The 19,357-nt window shown below is 69.3% G+C and carries 22 protein-coding genes; 16 read left to right on the top strand and 6 right to left on the bottom strand.

What is annotated here, in order from left to right; all coding sequences use genetic code 11:
• The first annotated feature begins 186 nt into the window (after positions 1 to 186).
• Together AB0E67_RS23790 and AB0E67_RS23785 are read left to right on the top strand one after the other, a co-directional pair.
• Positions 187 to 684, top strand: coding sequence for a DUF2004 domain-containing protein (locus AB0E67_RS23790; protein WP_362030229.1), 498 nt, complete (start codon positions 187 to 189; stop codon positions 682 to 684).
• A 167-nt stretch (positions 685 to 851) separates the two neighbouring features.
• Positions 852 to 1,241: a VOC family protein gene (locus AB0E67_RS23785; protein ID WP_360105640.1), complete on the top strand. Its 390-nt coding sequence runs from the start codon at positions 852 to 854 to the stop codon at positions 1,239 to 1,241.
• A gap of 129 nt (positions 1,242 to 1,370) precedes the next feature.
• On the opposite strand, the gene AB0E67_RS23780 is transcribed toward AB0E67_RS23785, so the two are convergent.
• A complete protein-coding gene (locus AB0E67_RS23780; protein WP_362030227.1) occupies positions 1,371 to 1,874 on the bottom strand; it encodes an ATP-binding protein in 504 nt (167 codons plus the stop codon).
• 282 nt (positions 1,875 to 2,156) lie between these two features.
• On the opposite strand from AB0E67_RS23780, the gene AB0E67_RS23775 reads away from it, so the two are divergent.
• The 10 genes from AB0E67_RS23775 (at position 2,157) to AB0E67_RS23730 (ending at position 9,338) form a co-directional block, all read left to right on the top strand.
• Complete coding sequence (locus tag AB0E67_RS23775; protein WP_362030224.1) at positions 2,157 to 3,041, top strand: helix-turn-helix transcriptional regulator; 885 nt, start codon at positions 2,157 to 2,159, stop codon at positions 3,039 to 3,041.
• A 5-nt stretch (positions 3,042 to 3,046) separates the two neighbouring features.
• Positions 3,047 to 3,235, top strand: coding sequence for a DUF397 domain-containing protein (locus AB0E67_RS23770; RefSeq protein ID WP_362030221.1), 189 nt, complete (start codon positions 3,047 to 3,049; stop codon positions 3,233 to 3,235).
• Between the two features lie 212 nt (positions 3,236 to 3,447).
• Positions 3,448 to 3,723 (top strand): hypothetical protein, encoded by a 276-nt coding sequence (locus AB0E67_RS23765; RefSeq protein ID WP_362030219.1) that lies wholly within the window; start codon positions 3,448 to 3,450, stop codon positions 3,721 to 3,723.
• Positions 3,704 to 4,222, top strand: coding sequence for a DUF6879 family protein (locus tag AB0E67_RS23760; protein WP_362030216.1), 519 nt, complete (start codon positions 3,704 to 3,706; stop codon positions 4,220 to 4,222). Before AB0E67_RS23765 ends, AB0E67_RS23760 begins: the two co-directional genes overlap by 20 nt.
• Positions 4,223 to 4,234: 12 nt before the next feature.
• On the top strand, positions 4,235 to 5,083 hold the full coding sequence (locus AB0E67_RS23755; RefSeq protein ID WP_362030213.1) for a helix-turn-helix transcriptional regulator: 849 nt from the start codon (positions 4,235 to 4,237) through the stop codon (positions 5,081 to 5,083).
• Positions 5,084 to 5,255: 172 nt separating this feature from the next.
• Positions 5,256 to 5,528, top strand: coding sequence for a putative ATP-grasp-modified RiPP (tgmA, locus tag AB0E67_RS23750; RefSeq protein WP_362030210.1), 273 nt, complete (start codon positions 5,256 to 5,258; stop codon positions 5,526 to 5,528).
• A gap of 8 nt (positions 5,529 to 5,536) precedes the next feature.
• A complete protein-coding gene (gene tgmB / locus AB0E67_RS23745) occupies positions 5,537 to 6,496 on the top strand; it encodes an ATP-grasp ribosomal peptide maturase (RefSeq protein WP_362030207.1) in 960 nt (319 codons plus the stop codon).
• Positions 6,489 to 7,610: an ATP-grasp peptide maturase system methyltransferase gene (gene tgmC / locus AB0E67_RS23740; RefSeq protein WP_362030204.1), complete on the top strand. Its 1,122-nt coding sequence runs from the start codon at positions 6,489 to 6,491 to the stop codon at positions 7,608 to 7,610. Before tgmB ends, tgmC begins: the two co-directional genes overlap by 8 nt.
• A gap of 787 nt (positions 7,611 to 8,397) precedes the next feature.
• Entirely contained in the window at positions 8,398 to 8,886 is a 489-nt protein-coding gene (locus tag AB0E67_RS23735; RefSeq protein WP_362030202.1) for a hypothetical protein, read from the top strand.
• 110 nt (positions 8,887 to 8,996) lie between these two features.
• A complete protein-coding gene (locus tag AB0E67_RS23730) occupies positions 8,997 to 9,338 on the top strand; it encodes a DUF5713 family protein (RefSeq protein ID WP_362030199.1) in 342 nt (113 codons plus the stop codon).
• Between the two features lie 76 nt (positions 9,339 to 9,414).
• Here the strand turns inward: AB0E67_RS23730 and AB0E67_RS23725 are convergent, their stop codons facing one another.
• Positions 9,415 to 10,314 (bottom strand): serine hydrolase, encoded by a 900-nt coding sequence (locus tag AB0E67_RS23725; protein WP_362030196.1) that lies wholly within the window; start codon positions 10,312 to 10,314, stop codon positions 9,415 to 9,417.
• A gap of 141 nt (positions 10,315 to 10,455) precedes the next feature.
• Positions 10,456 to 11,475, bottom strand: a complete 1,020-nt coding sequence (locus AB0E67_RS23720) for a BRO family protein (protein ID WP_362030193.1) — start codon at positions 11,473 to 11,475, stop codon at positions 10,456 to 10,458.
• Between the two features lie 179 nt (positions 11,476 to 11,654).
• On the opposite strand from AB0E67_RS23720, the gene AB0E67_RS23715 reads away from it, so the two are divergent.
• Entirely contained in the window at positions 11,655 to 12,401 is a 747-nt protein-coding gene (locus AB0E67_RS23715) for a GntR family transcriptional regulator (RefSeq protein ID WP_362030190.1), read from the top strand.
• Complete coding sequence (locus AB0E67_RS23710; RefSeq protein WP_362030187.1) at positions 12,398 to 13,708, top strand: MFS transporter; 1,311 nt, start codon at positions 12,398 to 12,400, stop codon at positions 13,706 to 13,708. Before AB0E67_RS23715 ends, AB0E67_RS23710 begins: the two co-directional genes overlap by 4 nt.
• A gap of 230 nt (positions 13,709 to 13,938) precedes the next feature.
• Here the strand turns inward: AB0E67_RS23710 and AB0E67_RS23705 are convergent, their stop codons facing one another.
• On the bottom strand, positions 13,939 to 14,763 hold the full coding sequence (locus tag AB0E67_RS23705) for a maleylpyruvate isomerase family mycothiol-dependent enzyme (RefSeq protein WP_362030184.1): 825 nt from the start codon (positions 14,761 to 14,763) through the stop codon (positions 13,939 to 13,941).
• Positions 14,764 to 14,933: 170 nt separating this feature from the next.
• Here AB0E67_RS23705 and AB0E67_RS23700 point away from each other — a divergent pair, with 170 nt between their 5' ends.
• Positions 14,934 to 15,734: a carbon-nitrogen family hydrolase gene (locus AB0E67_RS23700; RefSeq protein ID WP_362030181.1), complete on the top strand. Its 801-nt coding sequence runs from the start codon at positions 14,934 to 14,936 to the stop codon at positions 15,732 to 15,734.
• A 135-nt stretch (positions 15,735 to 15,869) separates the two neighbouring features.
• On the opposite strand, the gene AB0E67_RS23695 is transcribed toward AB0E67_RS23700, so the two are convergent.
• Entirely contained in the window at positions 15,870 to 16,361 is a 492-nt protein-coding gene (locus tag AB0E67_RS23695; RefSeq protein WP_362030178.1) for an LURP-one-related family protein, read from the bottom strand.
• Between the two features lie 157 nt (positions 16,362 to 16,518).
• Here AB0E67_RS23695 and AB0E67_RS23690 point away from each other — a divergent pair, with 157 nt between their 5' ends.
• Positions 16,519 to 18,357, top strand: coding sequence for an NHL domain-containing thioredoxin family protein (locus AB0E67_RS23690; RefSeq protein ID WP_362030175.1), 1,839 nt, complete (start codon positions 16,519 to 16,521; stop codon positions 18,355 to 18,357).
• Between the two features lie 111 nt (positions 18,358 to 18,468).
• Here the strand turns inward: AB0E67_RS23690 and AB0E67_RS23685 are convergent, their stop codons facing one another.
• The gene (locus AB0E67_RS23685; protein ID WP_362030172.1) at positions 18,469 to 19,230 is read right to left on the bottom strand and encodes a DUF4232 domain-containing protein; all 762 of its coding nucleotides are present in this window, start codon (positions 19,228 to 19,230) and stop codon (positions 18,469 to 18,471) included.
• Positions 19,231 to 19,357 lie beyond the last annotated feature (127 nt).

The following is a 19,357-nucleotide window of genomic DNA, read 5'->3' as shown; positions in this document are numbered from 1 at the left end:
GGTACGAGGTGGGTCCGCGCGGAGTTCGCGCGGACCCACCTTCCGTTCGGGCCCTGTCACGGGCGGAACTCCGTCGGAGACCCCGGGCGTCGGCTGCCGGTGTCAGAGGCCCCCGCTACGGTGGACCGATCCAGAGAATCGCTCGCATTCGGCGCGGAAAGAGGCCGGTGGTCCCTCGTGAAAGCCATGGAGCACGCCTACTTCGGGCGCGTGGAAACAGGTGCGCTGGATGGCGTGGATGTCGTCTGGGAAAGCACCTCACGACTTGGGGACGGTGAGGTGGAGGTCCGGCTGTGGGCCGGGCCGTCCAGCGAGCCGGACGCCGAAGAACTGGACGGATGCGCGGCATGCATCACCGGCCTCTCTGCTCTCGACACAGCGGCTCGCGCGGCGCTGCGTACGTACCTGCGCGAGGACCGCTACTTCATCGACTTCCATGTCGAGGCGCTTGAAGACAGCGAGACGGTTGTTCGTCTCGTACGGGACGCGGCCGGCGACGCGGTCGGAGCCGATTCCTTCGTCGCCGCCATGCGCCTGAGTGGCGTCGGCCTGTGGCTGAGCGACCTGTCCGGCGGGTCCCCTGTCATCTTGGACTACACGTTCGATCCCGATCTCAGTGATCAAATACTCGCCGTCAAGTCGACCCTGGACGGGACGGTGGTTTCCGTCGACTGGGAGAGCTGAGGTTTCCGTCGATCGGGAGAGCTGACGATTTCATCGCCGCGCGAGGCGACAACCCGTGCGGGCACGGCGTGGGGCGAGCAGCGGGGCCGATTGCCGTTCATGCGCTGGTCAACATGCCGATCCTCCCCGGAAAATGGGCCTCGGCGGCAGGTTGTTAAGGTGGTCCGATGGCATCGGTCAAGAAGTTCCAGGTCACTTTCGACTGTGCGGAACCCGAGCGTGTGGCTCGTTTTTGGTGCGAGGTGTTGGGGTACACCGTGACGCTGCCTTCCGAGGGGGAGGGTTCATGGGCCGCGTGCTCCGATCCCACGGGCGAGGGCCCGCGCATGTACTTCCAGCGCGTTCCCGAGGGGAAGGTCGCCAAGAACCGGGTGCATCTCGATGTGCGGGCCGGCACCGGGCTCGTGGGCGCGGAGCGCCTGGCCACCCTTGAGGCCGAACGCGATCGGCTGATCGCGCTCGGCGCGGTGTGCGTGGAGGTCCTGTATGCGGATGAAGAAAACGAGTCGTGCATCGTGATGCAGGACGTCGAAGGCAACGAGTTCTGTCTCGACTGAGCGTTCTTCGCGGACGGCGAGGCCGAAGGCCGTCCTCGGACGACGTGTTCGTCGTGTCCCTCGGGATCGAGGCGTTTCGGCGGCCACGTGAATCGAGCGCCTGATCACCTGGGCCCGAGGCCGTACGGCTCACTCACCGCCGGTGGGCCCGCGCATTCCGACGCGCGGGCCCACCGGCGTCTTCATGTCCCTGGCCGCGAGGTTGAGTTCGGCGAAGACGGTCTTGCCGACGGTACGGGACTCGGCGCCCCACCGGTCGGCCAGCCGGTCGACGATCAGCAGCCCGCGCCCGCCTTCGTCCCCGGCCCCCGTACGCGCCCCCGGCCCGACCGGCCGCTCACCGCACGCGTCACTCACCTCGATCCGCAGGACGCCGGGCAGGAGGGCGATCCGGACCCGGAACAGCCGGTCGGGCACGGTGCCGTGCAGCAGTGCGTTGGTCGCCAACTCGCTGACCAGCAACGCCGCGTCGCTGGACAGCTCCGGATGCCCCCACTCCGCGATGAGCCGGGCCGCGCGTCGGCGACTGAAGGCGACGTTGTGGGGGTGCGGGGCGTAGCCGAGCCGGTCCTCACGGAGTACGGGGCCGGGCCCGGTCGGGGTGGGCCCGTCGGGCCCGGGACAGAACGGCACGGGGGCCGGTCCGGCCGGGTCCGGGCGTCGGAACCTCTTGGGCTGCGGTCATGGGCGCGAGCTCCTCGGGTGCGGGCGGTGGCATGCCGCGCCTGCGCGAAACGGGCAGGGCGGTGCGCTTCCGCCGATGGGTACGCCGCTGGGTGAGCGGCTGGACGCTGACGGTAGTCATCCATGTGTCCCATGCTCAAGATGTTCGGGGAATATCTTCCCCGAATGAGCGAACGTGGATGTTCGCGCAGTCGCTGCTGGCACACTGAGCGTGATCGAGGGAGGGCCGACATGCAGAAGTCCGGTAGTGGTGCGCGCGGCAATCGAGCTTCGACCGTGCTCGGGCGACGCCTGGGCGGCGAGCTGCAACGGATGCGCCTGGCGGCGGGAATGACGCAGCAAGAGGCTGCCCAGTATCTGAGTGCGACTGCGACCAAGGTCGTCAAGATGGAGAGCGGCTGGGTTCCGATCAGAGACCCGGACATCCGGGCGCTGTGCCAGTTGTACGAGGCAGACGACTCTGTGAAGCTCGACCGGTTGCTGGCGCTCGCGGCCGCGGACCGCGAGCGGCGCAAGGCCAGTGGATGGTGGAACCAGTACCCGCAGCTTCAGTCGATGGTGGAGTACGTGGCGCTTGAGGACATCGCCACCGGTCTGCGCACCTGGCAACTCTCCATCGTGCCCGGTCTGCTCCAGACCGCCGACTATGCCCGTGCGCTCGCCGTGGGCAACGGCTCCTGGGACGATCCCGATGAGATCGAGCCTTTCGTGGAGTCCAGGATGGCCCGGCAGGCACGCTTGACCGGGGAACGGCCGCTGGAACTGTGGGCGGTGATGGGCGAAGGCGCGTTGCGCCAACTCGTGGGTGGCAGAGACGTCATGCGGGAGCAGCTCGGACGCCTGCTGGACGTCTCCCGGCTGCCGAATGTGAAGCTTCAGGTGGTGCCCAGCCTCGCAGGCGCCCACCCGGGTATGACCAGTGCCTTCACCATCGTCTCGTTTGCCGAGCCCGGCGCTCTCGACGTCGTGCACATGGACACCACCTCGACGACGCTCTGGCTGGAGAGCGATACTGATGCCGACCGTCACGGCATTTTGTTCGACCGCGTCTCGCGGTTGGCGCTTGCGCAGCGCAACACGGTCGGGCTGATCGAAGGAATCCTCAAGGAGCTGTAGTCCGGGTGCCCGCATTCGAGTTCGTCAGGTCCACTTATAGCGGCGGCAATGCCGGACAAGAGTGCGTCGAGGTCGCTCGCAACGTTCCCGGCGTGGTCGCCGTCCGCGACTCCAAGGACGCCGCCGGCCCGGTCCTGGTCGTGGCGCCCGCCGCGTGGGACGCCTTCCGGGCCGACCTGGTTCGGTCGCATTGACCCGAAACGGCCGACACCCCGCGGTATTGGCCCTGGTCGGGCTTGGAGAGACGTCGCCAGGCGTGCGCCGGGTGCGCCTGGTCGCCCAGGCCGACGTTCCGGCGTTGTTGACGAGGAGACCGTGCTCCTGACAACGCGCCCTTGACGCCGACCACGCGTGAAGTGAGGCTCGTCCACATCGGAGGAACCCATTCGACAATGGAAGTGATCGCGTGACTCTGGAGTTCCTCGGCATCATCCCGAACACGCCGACCGACGAATCTCCGACGATGTGGCTTCACGAGGAAACCGGGGACCTCCTGATCCAGTCGTACAAGGCGACCGAGGAGGAAGTGAGGGCCTGCCAGGAAGTCGGATCGATCCCCGGCCATTCCACGGACGTGCCGGAGCACGAGACGATCATCAGGCTTCCGGCAGTGATGTTGAAGTACATCCCCCGCCCGGCTGGCAGCAACGGAGAGACGGCAAGTGCAACCCCCGGCACATAACGCCCTGGCGCAGGCCAAGCGCTCAGCGATTCACCTTGAGCTGCGAGATTCGTACATGCTCGATGACCCCGAGTTCATCGCATGGCAGGACGGCAAGCGGCTCGACCCTGCCGATCGGTCGTCGTGGTGGGGCGGCTGGCACGATGCCGTGCGCGACGCCGTTGCACGCGGGGTCGTGATCCGGCGTGCGCGGATCGTCTCCGAGCCGATCAGTGACTACGTGCGGTACGAGTACGACGGCGCTTTCACCAATGTCGCAGCGGGTGAGCTTGTCCGCTGGCTGCCCAGGAGACAGGCGACCGATCTCGCGTTGCCCGGTACGGACTTCTGGGTGTTTGACGGCGCGCAAACGCTGTTCCACCACTTTGCTGGAGATGGTCAGTTGGACCAGGACGGCCGGGAGTACACGGATGATCCCGCGTTGGTGAAGCTCTGCACAGATGCCTTCGAGGCTGTGTGGCGACGCGCGATTCCGCACGAGGAGTACCGACCCCGCTGATTTGCCGGAACCATGGCTGTCTCTCCGTCCTCAAGTGCTCAGCAGGCCCGGCAGGCGCTCGCGGCTCGCCTCGCGGAGCTGTGCCGGGCTGCCGGGTTGAACGGGCGTGATCTGGCCAAACACTGCGGCTGGCACCCGTCCAAGTCCTCTCGGATCATGAACGCCAAGACGCCCCCGTCCGCCGACGACATTCGGGTGTGGTGCGCGGCCTGCGGAGCGGAGGACCAGACCGACGACCTGTTGGCCTCTCTGCGGTCCGCCGAGGGCATGTGGGTGAGTTGGCGACGCATGGAGCGCACGGGACTCAGGCAGGCGCAAGAAGTACGATTGCCACTGTTCGAGCGCACACATCGATTCCGCTCCTACTCGTCGTGGCTCGTACCGGGCCTGATCCAGACGTACGGGTACACCGAAGCCGTCCTGCGCGCTGTTCAGCGCCGCCGCGTCGAGGTGGACGACGTGGCCGAAGCGGTGACCGTGCGCATGGAGCGTCAACGTGTGCTGTACGAGGGCGGTCGACGGTTCGCGTTCCTCGTCGAGGAATCGGTCTTGCGGAACGGCCTGGGTGGCGCCGACGTACAGATCGGGCAGCTTGCCCACCTGCTCACGGTCGGCTCGCTTCCGAATGTCAGTCTGGGAGTTGTACCTAACCGGGCGGACCGCTCACGGATGCCGGTAGAGGGTTTTTGGATCTTCGACGCGGAGCAGGTCAACGTCGAGTTGGTCTCCGGCTACCTCACACTCACTCAGCCAAGTGACGTCGGGGCATACGCCGACACCTTCGCGGAGCTGGCCGAACTTGCCGTCTACGGGGCGAACGCCCGTGCGCTGATCACAGCGGCCATGGTCGCCCTCGGGTGATTGCCATGCAATCTCATGCAATCCGCTGTGAGCCGGGGTTCCGCCGTTCCTAACGTGTTTGTGGGGCATTCCGCGGCGAGTCGGTCCGCCGCCGTCGTGTGCGGGGACAGGTCGAGTGTCGATCGGGGCGGCCCCGCACGACACCACCGTACGAAGCGATCAAGGAGGAGACTTGCAAACGAGCCTGGCAGGCACGGAGACCACCACACCGGCCCCGTGGGGGCTGCACCGTATGGCTCCGCTGCGTAACGGTTCCCCCTCGCCCTGGCGGTATGCGGGCATCGACCCGGCCACGCAGACCGGCCGATGGGTCGGGGAGGACGGAGTGCTGACGCCGGCCGAACTCGGCAAGCACGGTACGAGCGTGAACACTTACCCGCCCACACAGGTCGGCAAGGACGGCAAGATGGACAGCGACTCCGGCCACGACGCGACACAGGACTAGAGAGCGCTATGGACGGACGCCCGGTGCTGGTGTGCACGGAGTACGAGGACGCAACCGCTGATCTGGTCATCGCGGAACTGAACCGGCGCCGGGTGCCCGTCCTACGGTTCGACCCTGCGCGCGACTTCCCGGCGCCCGCGGTGCTCGCCGCACGCGTCGAGGCAGGCGGATGGGGTGGACGGCTGACGGTGGGGGAACGTAGGGCCGACCTGTCCGCCGTACGCGCCCTGTACCACCGTCGGCCGAGTCCCTACCCGATGCGTAGCAGCGAGCAGGCGGCCCGGTTCGCCGCGCAGGAGAACCGGCGCGGCCTGGGCGGTGTGCTGGGCGCGCTGCCGGGGCGCCTGTACCTGAGCCACCCGCAGGCCATCGCGCGGGGGGAGTACAAGCCCGCGCAGTTGTCTGCGGCGCTCCGGGCCGGGCTCACGATCCCGGCCACCCTGATCACGAACGATCCGATGGAGGCCAAGGCGTTCTGCGCCGCACAGCCGACCATCTACAAGCCGTTGCACGCGGGGGCGTACGAGGTCGACGGCGAACCCGCCGGAATCTGGGCCGCCCCGGTCGAGGCGGGCGAGGTCGACGGGGCGGTGAGCCACAGTGCGCACCTGTTCCAAGCGCAAGTGCCCAAGGCGGCGGACGTGCGCGCGGTCGTCGTTGGTGAGCAGGTGTTCAGCGCCCGGATCACCGCGCCGCCCGGAGTCGTGGACTGGAGAGCCGAGTACCGGAGCCTCACCTATGAGCCGGTCGTCTGCCCCGAGGAGATACGCGGGGCGCTGGTGCGGTACCTCGCCGCCTTCGGGCTGAACTTCGGCGCCTTCGACTTCGCCGTGACCGCGGACGGCGGATGGTGGTTTCTGGAGTGCAACCCCAACGGCCAATGGGCGTGGCTCGAAGACGCGGCCGGGCTGCCGATCACCACCGCAATCGCAGACCTGCTGGAGAACGGAGCGAGTCAGCATGAGTGACCCCCTGCCGTCGGAACACCTACGGGCCGACCTCGCACGGCGCCTGTCCAAGGCCGGTGCTCTGCGCGGCCCGGATTGGGAAGCGGCCGTGTTGTCCGTACCCCGCGAGGCGTTCCTCTCGCGTGGCTGGTTCGAGTACGAAGAAGGCGGCTGGTACCGGCCCGCGGCCGGAGATTCCGCGGAAGGACTGGCGCGGATCTACGAAGACGACACCCTCGTGACACAGGTGGCCAGAGGCGTCTTCCCCGACCAGGTCGAGGGGCGCATCGCCGCCGCCCCCACGTCGTCGTCCACGCTGCCGAGTTTGGTCGTGCGGATGCTCGAAGACCTGCGGGCGACCGAGGGGACGCGGGTTCTGGAGATCGGCACGGGCACGGGCTACTCGACCGCGCTGCTGTGCCATGTCGTCGGCGAGGACAACGTGACCACGGTCGAGGTCGACGCGGAGGTGTCCGCCCGTGCCGGGATTGCGCTCGCGGGCGCCGGGTACTGGCCTGTCCGCGTGGTCGGTGACGGCCTGGCGGGCTGTAAGGAGGGCGGCCCGTATGACCGCGTGATCGCCACGTGCGGCGTGCACACCGTGCCGGCCGACTGGCTCGCGCAGATCCGGCCGGGCGGTGAGGTTCTGGTCACGGTTGGCGGATGGATGCACGCATCCGAACTCGTACGGCTCACGGTCGCCGACGACGGAACGGCAAGCGGCCCGGTTCTCGGCGGACAGGTCGCGTTTATGCTGGCCCGCCCCCACCTTCCGCCCCCGCTGGGCATCTTGCCGAACCTCTGCGAGGGCGACGCGGTGCCTACAGAACTGGGCGCGGATGTGCTCGACGTCTGGACCGCCCGGTTCGTCGCGCAGTTCGCCGCACCGCGCGCACAGCGCCTCACAGTGGAGCGCGACGGGCGGACGGAACACGTCGTGATCGACGTGGACGCCGAGACGTGGGCGGTCGTCTTCCAGGACGGCGCGCGGTGGATGGTCCGGCAGGGCGGCAAGGCGCGCCTGTGGGACGAGATCACCGAACGCCTTGCACAGTGGCAGGCGGACGGATGCCCGTCCGCCGACCGTATGCGGCTGCACGTCGGCCCCGACGGGCAGCGCCTCACCTGGGCTTAATCCGCTCCGTATCACTTCGTGCCGCGGGTGGGCGCGCCGCGCTTCCATCTGTGCTGCGGGCGGCGGTAGTTGAAGGCTGGATACTCAGCGTGGCGAGCGTGGTACGTTCTGTGATACAGAACCTCAATAAGGTGACCCCGGCGGCGGACCAACGCCCCGGGGTCTGGCACAAGGAGCGGACCTCCTCATGCAGATTCATCGTAGCCGTCATACGTGCGGTTTCACTGTTCTGCCCAACGCGTTGTTGCAGGACCGGCGGTTGTCGTACACCGCTCGTGGCCTTCTTGCCGATCTTCTTTCCCGTCCGGACGGTTGGTCCGAGGACGGTCGGCGGATGGCCGATGCGAGTCCGCAGGGTCGGTTGGCGGTGGCGAAGGCGCTGCGGGAGCTGACGGCCTTCGGGTACTACCGGGTCCACAAGGTCCGTCGTGAGGACGGGACTTTCGTCAGCGAGGCCCATGTCTACGACATCCCGCAGCAGCCGGTTTCGGGTCTTGCCTGCCAGGTCGTACCGGGTGTCAACCGTCCGGGTTCCGGTGGGCCGACCGCCGGTGGCGCGGGCGCCAACCCCGTAAAGAACCGAAGGAAAGAACCCTCCCTCCCCGGCCGGCGTCGGCGACCGCCACAGCGACCGAGCGTGGGTGAGGCAGTGGCAGAGGATGTGCTCACGGCGGGGGAGGTCTTCGGCGCCGGTCCCGGACCTGGTGTCGATGCCGGTCCCGGTTCCGAGCCCGGTCCCGGTGTTGGTGGGGAGCCGGTCGTTCCGTCGGATGCTGAGGCGCACGGCGTGGCCGTCGCCACGCTGTTCCGGGTGATCCGTCCGGAACCGCGTCTGCGGCTCGGCGCGGTCGAGGCGCTCGGTCTGGCGCCGCTGGTTTCCGCGTGGCTGGAGCGGGGGTACGACCAGCGCGATCTGGCCGGGGCCCTTCTGGAGGGGCTGCCCGCTCGTGTCTACTCCGCCTCGGCGCTCCTCCGCAACCGTCTGACCCGGAAACTGCCCCCGCCGCCCGAGCCCTCGTTCCCCGGGTACGCGATGCCCGAGCCACCGCCCGGATCCGGCCTGCCCCGCTGGGCCGAGTGCGACGACTGCCGCCGCCCGGTCCCGGACAAGGGCCTCTGCCGCGACTGCGCGGCCCCGACCGACGGACCCGGCCACCCCCGACCCGACGACGACACCACCATCCGCACCCGCACGGCCGCCAGAGGCCGCGCCCTGGTACGCGCCGCGCTGCGGACGCCGGACCACGCGGAGGTGCCCGCCGCTGCCGGGGCCTGACCGCGAAAAAGGGAATGTCGGGCCATCGTGCGGCGGCGCGTCGTTGTCAGTGGTGTCGTGCATGATCGGCACGTCAGTCTTTCCACCCCTTCTACAAGCCGCGGGGCGCCATGCCGATCACGAACCAGCAGATAGCAGAGCACGCGTTTCTGAAGCTGCTGTACAAGGACTCCTACTTCCCCGATCACGTCGTCGACAAGGGCAGGGCGATCCTGCTGCGGTTGTGCGAGCGGATCGAGGCCGAGCAGCCGTCGGATCTGGCGGCCCTCTATGTGCTCAGCCACGCAGCGACGGAGGAGTTCAACCTTCTGGAGGCGGAGTTCGAAGCAGCCGGGAGCGAGATCGAGACGGTCGCCCGCGAGGAGATCGCCGAGGACTTCTGGATCGTCGCTTCGGCCTACGGGTTCACGGACGCGGACGTGGAGGAGATGATCGCCCCCCGGGAATGGTGAGCTGCGAGGCTCGGACCCGCGTACGGCGGGAGGGGCCCCGCGCGGCGCGGGACCCCTCCTCGTGTTTCCGGTACGGCTACTTCTTGAAGCCGTAGTCCATGATCTTCTTCATGTCCGCGGAGCGGGTGGTCGCGCTCGTGGAGGAGAGCACGGTGCCGATGATCGTCTTGCCGTTGCGGGTCGCGGCGAAGACCAGGCAGTACTTGGCCGTCGGGCCGGAGCCGGTCTTCACGCCGATCGCGCCGCTGTAGCTGCTGAGCATCGTGTTGGTGTTTGACCACGACATGTAGCGGTAGCCACCGGACTTCGTGGTGACCTTCTGCTTGGTCGACTTGGTCTTCACGATCGTGCGGAACGTGGAGTTCTTCATCGCGCTGGAGGCGATCTTCGTCAGGTCGCGCGGTGTCGAGTAGTTGGAGCCGTTCCCGATGCCGTCGAACGAGTCGAAGTGCGTGTTCTTCAGGCCCAGGGCCTTGGCGGAGGAGTTCATCTTGCCGACGAACGACTTCACGCGCGCCGCACGGGTGGAACCGGAGCCGAACTTGTCGGCCAGTGCGTACGCGGCGTCGCAGCCGGACGGCAGCATCAAGCCGTACAGCAGCTGGCGGACCGTGACCTTGTCGCCCACGATCAGACGGGCCGACGAGGCGCCCTTGGAGACGATGTAGTCGCTGTACGCCTTCTGGATCGTGACCTTGGAGTCCAGGTTGAGGTTCTTCTGCTCCAGGACGACCTTGGCGGTCATGACCTTGGTGGTGGATCCGGTGGAGCGACGGGTGTCCGCGGCCTTGCCGTACAGGGCCTTGCCGGTCCCGTTGTTCATCACGAACCCGCCCTTGGCGGTGATCGAGGGGGTGGGCAGTGTGGCGGCCTGTGCGGTGGAGGCGAACACGCTGCCCGCGATGACGGCACCCGCGGTGAGGGCCACGGTGGCAGTGGCAGAAACGCGGTGTATGCCCTTAATGCCGATTTTCAACTTGAGTGCTCCCAAATGCCCCTGAAATGCGGCCACATGAAGGTGCCGCTCGGTGATGTGACTCCTGGGAGGCCGGAAAGGATGTGCCGATTCCCCGGGTTTCTGGGGCAATTTCGGGGTCAAGAGAGTGTCGGGGAAAGGTCAAGGGCGATTGAGGAGGTAGATGGGCGCGCCGTCGGGGGTGACGCCGTGGGGGCGCAGGCAGGCGTGCTTGCGCATGAACCGCAGGCACTCGTTGACGCGATGCACGGTGAGGCCCGTGCGGTCGGCGATCGATTCGAGCGGCTGCGCCAGTTCGCCGTCCGCCGCCAGTACGGGCGCGATGCTGACGGCGACGGCCCACACGTCCTCCGTGACCGACATGCGGGATCGCCAGTTGTCGAGGACGGCCTCGGCCGTGGGGCGGACCGGCCGGGGGCGTTGTTGCCGGGGTACGGCGGGCCGGACCGATACCGGGGCTGGGGCAGAGGTCGGGGCCGGGGTGGGGGCCGGGGTGCCGTCGGTGGTGAACAGGGTGTCGAGGCGGTCGGCGATACGTTCCAGGGCGCGTGCAGTGGCCTGCTGGGCGCGGAGCGTTTCACGCTGTGCGGCTGCGAACTGCTCGTCTACCCGGATGTTCCGCTCTTCGAGCCGGACGATCGCCTCGGCCACCCGATCGGGAAGGGCGTGGACGACAGTGGGGGTGGGGAGGACCGGTTCTGGTTCGCGGTCCGGTGAGACCGTGCGAGGACCGGCGAGAGAGTACGAACCTTCCCGCTGGACCGTAACGACGACATCGACGACCCACTCCTTGAACGGCCGGCACGAGGGCTTCGTGCAGCCGTTGACGAGGTGGAGCAGCCCTCGCAGGTCGATGAGATTCATGTCTCGACGCCACTCCCTGCCTGCGGGAATGCTGAGACCGTGAGCCCCAGTCACTGTCTCAAGAAAGTCTCGATTTCTCTCGGGGACGTGGTCCTGCAGGGCCCTGTGAGGCGTCGTGTACCCCAGGTGCTTGCACACGTCCACCGCCGGAAACCAGTGCTTCCCGTCCGGCATCGTCAGTCGCCGGATGCGGGCACCGGTCGCCCCGTGGACGAAGTCGCTGATGTCGATCGCGTCCGGCCGTATGGGGTTCCGTCCCGCCGCACCGGTCGCTTCCGTCGCGTTTTCCGTGGTCATCGGAAACCACCTCCGTAGCGGAACGTAAAGCGGAGCAAAGCCCGGCTGCCCACGGAAGCGGGAACTTTCATCACATCGAGGAGGGGGGGCGAGGTTTCGCCGGTCCGGGATGCGTCCCGGTCGGGTCCGTAGATTGGACGATTTTCATGATGTACGCATGTTGTATCTATCATGTGCGCATGCCTTCCCCTCTCCCAGTCGTGAAGATCCCTGCCAAGCCCGCAACCGAGTCCACCGTGAAGACCGCCGTGAAGGCATCCGCGAAGTCGGCCGGGCCGACGACGGAGGCCAAGCAGCCGCCCGCGGCCGAGCGCGTCTACACCCACGTCAAGGAAGCGGTGCTGAACCGTCACTACGAGGGCGGCACGCTGCTCACCGAGGGCCATCTCGCCGAGGCGGTCGGGGTGTCGCGCACCCCGGTGCGTGAGGCGCTGCTCCGGCTGGAGGTCGAGGGGCTGCTCAAGCTCTACCCCAAGAAGGGCGCCCTCGTGCTCGCCGTCTCCGCGCAGGAGATCGCCGACGTGGTGGAGACCCGTTTGCTGGTCGAGGAGTTCGCGGCCCGCAAGGCCGTTCCCGCCTCGGCGCGGTTGATCGAGCGGCTCGAAGAACTGCTGGACGAGCAGCGGCAGTTGGCCCATGAGGGCGACCTGGCCGCAGTGTCCGTGAAGGACCGCTGCTTCCACGCGGAGATCGTGCGCAACGCGGGCAACTACATCCTCGCCCGCCTCTATGACCAGTTGAGGGACCGTCAGCTGAGGATGGGGGTCGCCGTCATGGAGGCGCATCCGGACAGGATCGCCGCGAACATCACCGAGCACGGCGAGCTGCTGGAGGCGATCAGGTCCGGGGACGCGGACGGCGCCGCGCAGGTCGTACGGCGCCATGTGGGCCGGGTCAAGGTGCTGGTCAGGGGTGAGGACCGGTGAGTTCGGGCGCCGCTCCCACCCTTTCCCTGCCCGGCGATCCACCCGGCGGCCGACGTGCCGTACGGGTGTGGGGCATCGGGGTGGCCGTCTACTTCGTCGCCATCATCTTCCGTACCAGCCTGGGCGTCGCCGGACTCGATGCCGCCGACCGATTCCACGTCAACGCCTCCGCGCTCTCCACGTTCTCCATCCTTCAGCTGCTCGTCTACGCGGGCATGCAGATACCTGTCGGCCTGATGGTCGACCGGCTCGGCACGAAGAAGGTCCTCGCTTTCGGGGCCGTCCTGTTCACGATCGGGCAGCTCGGCTTCGCCCTCTCGCCCTCGTACGGCATGGCGCTGGCGTCCAGGGCCCTGCTCGGCTGCGGCGACGCGATGACGTTCATCAGCGTGCTGCGGCTGGGCGCCCGCTGGTTCCCGGCCCGGCGCGGTCCGCTGATCGGCCAGGTCGCCGCGCTGTTCGGGATGGCGGGCAACCTCGTCTCGACGCTCTTCATCGCGCGGGCCCTGCACGGACTCGGCTGGACCGCCACCTTCGTCGGCAGCTCCGTCGCCGGGGCCGTCGTCCTGGTGCTCCTGCTCCTGTTCCTGAAGGACCACCCCGAAGGGCACGAGCCGCCGCCCGTCGCGCACGCGGGCGCGGCCTTCGTACGCAAGCAGATCGCCGCCGCCTGGCGGGAACCGGGCACCCGGCTCGGCATGTGGGTGCACTTCACCACACAGTTCCCGGCCATGGTGTTCCTGCTGCTGTGGGGGCTGCCGTTCCTGGTGGAGGCGCAGGGGCTCAGCCGGTCCACCGCCGGTGAGCTGCTGACCCTGGTGGTGCTCTCCAACATGGCGTTCGGGCTCGTCTACGGGCAGGTCATCGCCCGGCACCACGCGGCCCGTGCCCCGCTGGCCCTGGGGACGGTCGCGGTGACGGCACTGCTCTGGGCGTCGGCCATCTTCTTCCCGGGCGACCACGCTCCGATGTGGCTGCTGATCGTTCTGTGCGTGGTGCTCGGCGCCTGCGGCCCCGCGTCGATGATCGGCTTCGACTTCGCGCGGCCCGCGAACCCGCCGGAGCGGCAGGGCACGGCGTCGGGCATCGTCAACATGGGCGGCTTCATCGCCTCGATGACCACGCTGTTCGCCATCGGTGTGCTGCTGGACAGCACCGGTGACGACTACCGGATCGCGTTCGCCTCGGTCTTCGTGCTGGAGACGCTCGGCGTCGTACAGATCCTGCGGCTGCACTCCCGGGCCACGCACCGCGAGCGCGAACAGCACGTGATCAGCCGCGTGGAGGCCGTGCACGTGCCGGTGTGACTGGTGTGGTCGGTGTGACCCGCGTGCCGTGCGGCCGTCCGGGACCGCCGGTCCGTGCGATCCGGCTGTCCGCTCGGGCCCGGCCCTGTGCCCGAGTGATGCCCGTCGCGCCGGGTCGGCGGCGCGCCCGTCCTCGTTCGACGGGCGCCGCCGACATCGGTGGCACGGGTGCTACCGGAGGAGGCGTCAGGACGCCAGGACCTCACGCCATAGGGCGACGTGGCAGGACCTCACGGCGTCACGGCGAAGTTCCGCAGGATCGCGTCCGCCAGGTCCTGGTCGCCCTCGACCTTGACGCGGTCCGGCACCGCGCCGGCGCGCATCCGCCCGCAGGCCAGCCGGGAGTACGTTTCCCAGTCCATCGCCAGGGTCACGGCCGGTCCGAGCGACGGCGAACCGTCCACCGAACCCCGGCCCTCCGCGTCGACCCTGACCGTGCGCAGGAACTCCACCGGGCCGTTCACATCGATCACCACCGCCGAATGCGGCGGCGCCCCCGCGTCCTTGGCGACCACCTTCGGCAACGCCTCCAGCAGGACGTCCCGGGTGATGGTGGCCCCGGGCGAGTCCAGGTTGCCGGGTCGGCCCAGCGCCACCCGCAGGTCCTGCTCGTGCACCCAGACGTCGAAGGCCCGCATCCGCAGGGCCAGTTCGAGGGTCTGCTCGGTGCCGAGCGGCGCCCGGACCATGGTCTCGGGGGCACGGTTCTCGTTGCGGAGCTGACGGGCGCGCCGAATGATCGTGTACTCCAGTTCGGCGAGCATCTCCGGCGAGGTGTGGTGCCGCCGCACGTCGACCTGCATCTCCATGTAGCGGGCCAGGTCGTTCTGCATGTGGTACAGGTCGCGCGGCAGTGAGTGGATCGGGCGCGGATCTCCGAGCTGTTCGGACTCCATGCCGATGATGTGCGACACGATGTCGCGCACGGACCAGGCGGGACACGGCGTACGGCCGTTCCACTCCCCTTCGGCGAGCGGCTTCACCAGCTCGGCTATCGCCTCGATGGAGTGGGTCCAGGCATCGGCGTAGTTCTGAAGGCTGGGATGGACGGTCACGGGACCCCTCGTGCGGTTCTGCGGTGCATGGGCTGGAGTGCTGGGCGCGGGCGGCGGACTGCGTGGGAGGTTCGATCGCTAAGTTACGCTGCGAGCAGGCACCCCGGCAGTGCTTTCGTGTGACGATCGTAGGCCCGTGTTGACGGCTCGAATGCCAGGACGGTGGTAGTGTGCGCGCCTCCCTCATCCAGATCGCAGTAGACCCGGACGAATCCGTCGATTCCCGCAGGCAACGTGCGGCTTCGCTGGTCTCCGACCAGCGCGGCGCGGATCTGGTGGTCCTGCCCGAGCTCTGGCCGGTCGGCGCCTTCGCCTACGACTCCTTCCGGGACGAGGCCGAACCGCTCCAGGGGCCCACCCACACCATCATGGCGAAGGCCGCGGCGGACGCCGGGGTCTGGCTGCACGCGGGCTCCTTCGTCGAGCGCGCGCCCGACGGCACGCTCTACAACACCGCGCTCGTCTTCACGCCCGAGGGCGAACGGGCCGCCGCGTACCGCAAGATCCACCGCTTCGGCTTCGACCGGGGCGAGGCGGTCATGATGGGCGCGGGCGAGGAACTGGTCACGGTGGACCTGCCGCAGACCACGCTGGGCCTCGCCACCTGTTACGACCTGCGCTTCCCGGAGCTGTTCCGGGGCCTGGTGGACGCGGGCGCCGAGACCCTGGTCGTCGCGGCGGGCTGGCCCGAGCGGCGCCGCTCGCACTGGACGCTGCTGGCCCAAGCCCGTGCCGTCGAGAACCAGGCATACGTCCTGGCCGTCGCCACCGCCGGCACCCACGGCGGGGTCCCGCAGGCGGGCCACAGCATCGTCGTCGACCCCTGGGGCGAGACGCTCGCCGAGGCGGGCGCGGAGGAGGAGGTGCTGAGCGTGGAGTTCGACCCGGAGAAGGTGGCGACGACCCGCGAACAGTTCCCCGCGCTCAAGGACCGTCGGCTCGGACTGACCCCGCCCCCGGCCCGCGCGTAGCCACGGGCCCGGCCCGCGCGTACGGGCGGACCGGGCCCGTGACCAGGCGACGGAGCCGACCCGAGCTGGGCCGGGGCGACCCGAGCTGGGCCGGGCCGGGGCGGTTCGGTCCTGATCGAGCCGAGCGGGGCCGGGTCAGCCCTCGTGCTCCTTCTCCGCGAGCACGATGACGCACACCGACACGGCGATGAGCAGTGCCGCGTCGGCGTCCTCCCGCACGATGTCGATGCCGTAGCTGTCGCGGACGGTCAGCCGGCGGCGCGAGATCCGGGCCAGCAGCTCCCCGTCGTACTCGACGGCGAATTCGCGGTCGAGGATCCTGCCGCTGACGTCCAGCTCGGTCCCCTCGACCAGCGTGACCCGGTAGTGGTTGCGCAGCAGTGACAGCCGCTTGCGCTTGATGGTGGCCAGCTGTTCGCCGCCGCGCTCGATGAGCATCGTGTCGCGGAGGCTGAACAGCTTCTTACGGATTTCGACCAGCACGTGGCCCTCGGCGTCCTTCAGCTCGAAGGTGTCCCGCAGCCGCATGGCCTTGCCGTCGACGAGGAAGACCTTGCGGCCGTCCGTGTCCTCGATCCAGTAGTCGTCACCGATGCCGAAGAGGCGTTCCCGCACCTGGAATCTCATGGCCCACAGGTTCCCCCATGCTCCTCCGGAACACGTGGACCCCAGGAACACGCGGACCCCGCCTCCGGAACGTGTGGCCCCTCCGGCCCACACGTACCTTCCGGCCCGCGCGCACCCTCCGGAATGCGTGCGGGCCGCGGTGCTGTTGACTGTCGACATGGCAACACGTGCGCGCGTCAGGGCCCCCGAACTGATCGGCAAGGGTGGCTGGCTCAATACGGGAGACCGGCAGTACACCCTTGCCGACCTGCGAGGACGCATCGTCGTCCTGGACTTCTGGACCTTCTGCTGTGTGAACTGTCTGCACGTCCTCGACGAGCTGCGCGAGCTGGAGGAGAAGCACCGCGACACCGTCGTGATCATCGGGGTCCACTCGCCGAAGTTCGTCCACGAGGCCGAGCACGAGGCGGTCGTCGACGCGGTCGAGCGGTACGAGGTCCGGCACCCGGTCCTCGACGACCCGGAGCTGGCGACCTGGAAGCAGTACGCCGTGCGGGCCTGGCCCACCCTGGTCGTCATCGACCCCGAGGGCTACGTCGTCGCGCAGCACGCGGGCGAGGGCCACGCCCACGCCATCGAGAAGCTGGTCGAGGAGCTGGAGACCGAGCACGCGGCGAAGGGCACGCTGCGGCGCGGCGACGTCCCCTACGTCCCGCCCGAGCCGGTCGCCACGCATCTGCGGTTTCCCGGCAAGGCGCTGCTCCTGTCCGACGGGGGCTTCCTCGTCTCCGACACCACCCGCCACCGCCTGGTCGAGCTCGAAGCGGACGGCGAGACGGTGCGCCGCCACGTCGGCACCGGCGACCGGGGGTATGGCGACGGCGCGGCAGACGAGGCCCGGTTCTCCGAACCGCAGGGGCTCGCCGTGCTGCCCGACGGCCGGATCGCGGTCGCGGACACGGTGAATCACGCCGTCCGGGCCCTGGACCGCACCACGGGAACGGTGACGACCCTCGCCGGCACCGGCCGCCAGTGGTGGCAGGGGTCGCCGACGTCCGGCCCGGCCCGCGAGGTCGACCTCTCCTCGCCCTGGGGCGTCGCCTGGTTCGCGGACCGGCTGTGGATCGCCATGGCGGGGGTCCACCAGCTGTGGACCTACGACCCCGCGACGGAGACCGTGCGGGTCGCGGCGGGCACGACCAACGAGGGTCTGGTCGACGGACCGGCCGACGAGGCGTGGTTCGCCCAGCCCTCGGGGCTCGCCGTGTCGGCGGACGGGGAACGGCTGTGGGTCGCGGACTCGGAGACGTCGGCGCTCCGGTACGTCGAGCGCGACGTCGCCGGCTTCGCCGTCCGTACGGCCGTCGGCACCGGCCTCTTCGACTTCGGGCACCGCGACGGCGCCGCGGACCAGGCGCTGTTCCAGCATCCGCTGGGGGTGACCGCCCTGCCCGACGGGTCCGTCGCCGTCTGCGACACGTACAACCACGCGCTGCGGCGCTACGACCCCGCGAGCGGCGACGTCACCACCCTGGCCACGGATCTGCGCGAGCCCAGCGACGCCGTGCTGGTCGACGGCGACCTCGTGGTCGTCGAGTCCGCCCGGCACCGGCTGACCCGGCTGCGACTGCCCGAGGAGGCCGTCCGCGTCGCCGACCGGGCGCACCGCACGCAGCGGGCCGCCACCGAGATCGCTCCCGGCACGCTCCGGCTCGACGTGGTCTTCCGGGCGCCCGCCGGGCAGAAGCTGGACGCCCGGTACGGCCCGTCGACGCGGCTGCTGGTCTCCGCGACCCCGCCGGAACTCCTGGCGGAGGGGGCCGGTGCCGGTACCGACCTCTTCCGCGACCTGGTCCTGGCCGACGGGATCGCCGAGGGGGTGCTGCACGTCTCCGCGATGGCCGCCTCCTGCGACGACGATCCGTCGAACGAGTACCCGGCCTGCCACGTCCACCAACAGGACTGGGGCGTCCCCGTCCGCGTGAGCGCGGAGGGAACGCCCCGGCTGCCGCTGGTGCTGGCAGGGCTGGACGAGCAGGAGCAGGAGCGGGCCTGACGGCGCGACGGAGCCCCGGACGCGGAGGAATTTCCGCGTCCGGGTGCGGTGTGTACGGCGAGGCGGGGATGCGCGGCCCGCAGGGCTCGTCGTACGGCCCGGCTCAGCGGGTCAGGAGGTGCCCGCCTGCTTCATGGAGCTCACCGCTTCGGCGACCGTGCTCCGGTACAGGCCGAGCTTCGGGTCGAGCACCTTCACATCGGGGCCGAGGTCGAAGTTCTGCGTGTCCGCGTTGGGCATGTGGTCGCCGTCGGCGAGCACGTTCATCTCGTTGATCCAGGTCATGCCGTCGCCGCCCTTCGGATTGAGGTCGATCACCGCGATGGCGGCCGTCTTCGGCTTGACCGGGTAGGCCGGTGCGCCGCCCAGGCCACCGGGAACCTTCGGCCGCACGTCCCCGCTGTGGTCCGAGGCCTTCGCGGCGCCCAGGCTGACCTGCGGGAAGTAGCTCAGGCCGCAGGAGTTCGCGCCGACGTTGTTGACCTCGATCACGTGCTGGGTGGCCGAGCCCTGGCGGGGGTACACGCGCACCGACAGGTCCCCGCTCTTGCACGGGTGCGTGTAGGCGTAGCTGTCGCTGGTGTCGCCGCCCCCCGTCTCGGTGCTGCCGTTGGACGTGCCGGTCTTCGAGGTGCCCGTCTTCGTGGTCCCGGTGTTCTGCGCGGCACCGCCGGACTTCGCGGTGGTCGTGGTCGTCCCGTCGGTGGCGGACTGGGAGGAGTCCGTCGCGGCGGCAGCCGCCGCGCCGTCGCTCGCCGGGCCGGCGGACTTCGTGCCGGTGTCGTCGTTGCCGCCGCAGGCGGTGAGGGCCAGGGCGAGCACGGCGGTGGTCGCGGCGGCGAGGGCGGCGGAGCGGCTGCGGAAGGTACTCATGGTGTTTTCCCCCGGGTGTGACGAGTGTGACGAGTGCGATGGGAGGCGGACGCCTCGGCCCCGGTCATCTGGCGGGCGCCTCTGACCTGCTGACATCCATGAGTCTGGGGCCCGTCGCTCATGTTCC

Origin of the sequence: Streptomyces sp. NPDC032161 (assembly GCF_040636995.1) — a bacterium.
GTDB lineage: Bacteria > Actinomycetota > Actinomycetes > Streptomycetales > Streptomycetaceae > Streptomyces.
Note: the sequence above shows the minus strand (reverse complement) of the source record. Positions and strands in the feature narration are given on the sequence as shown.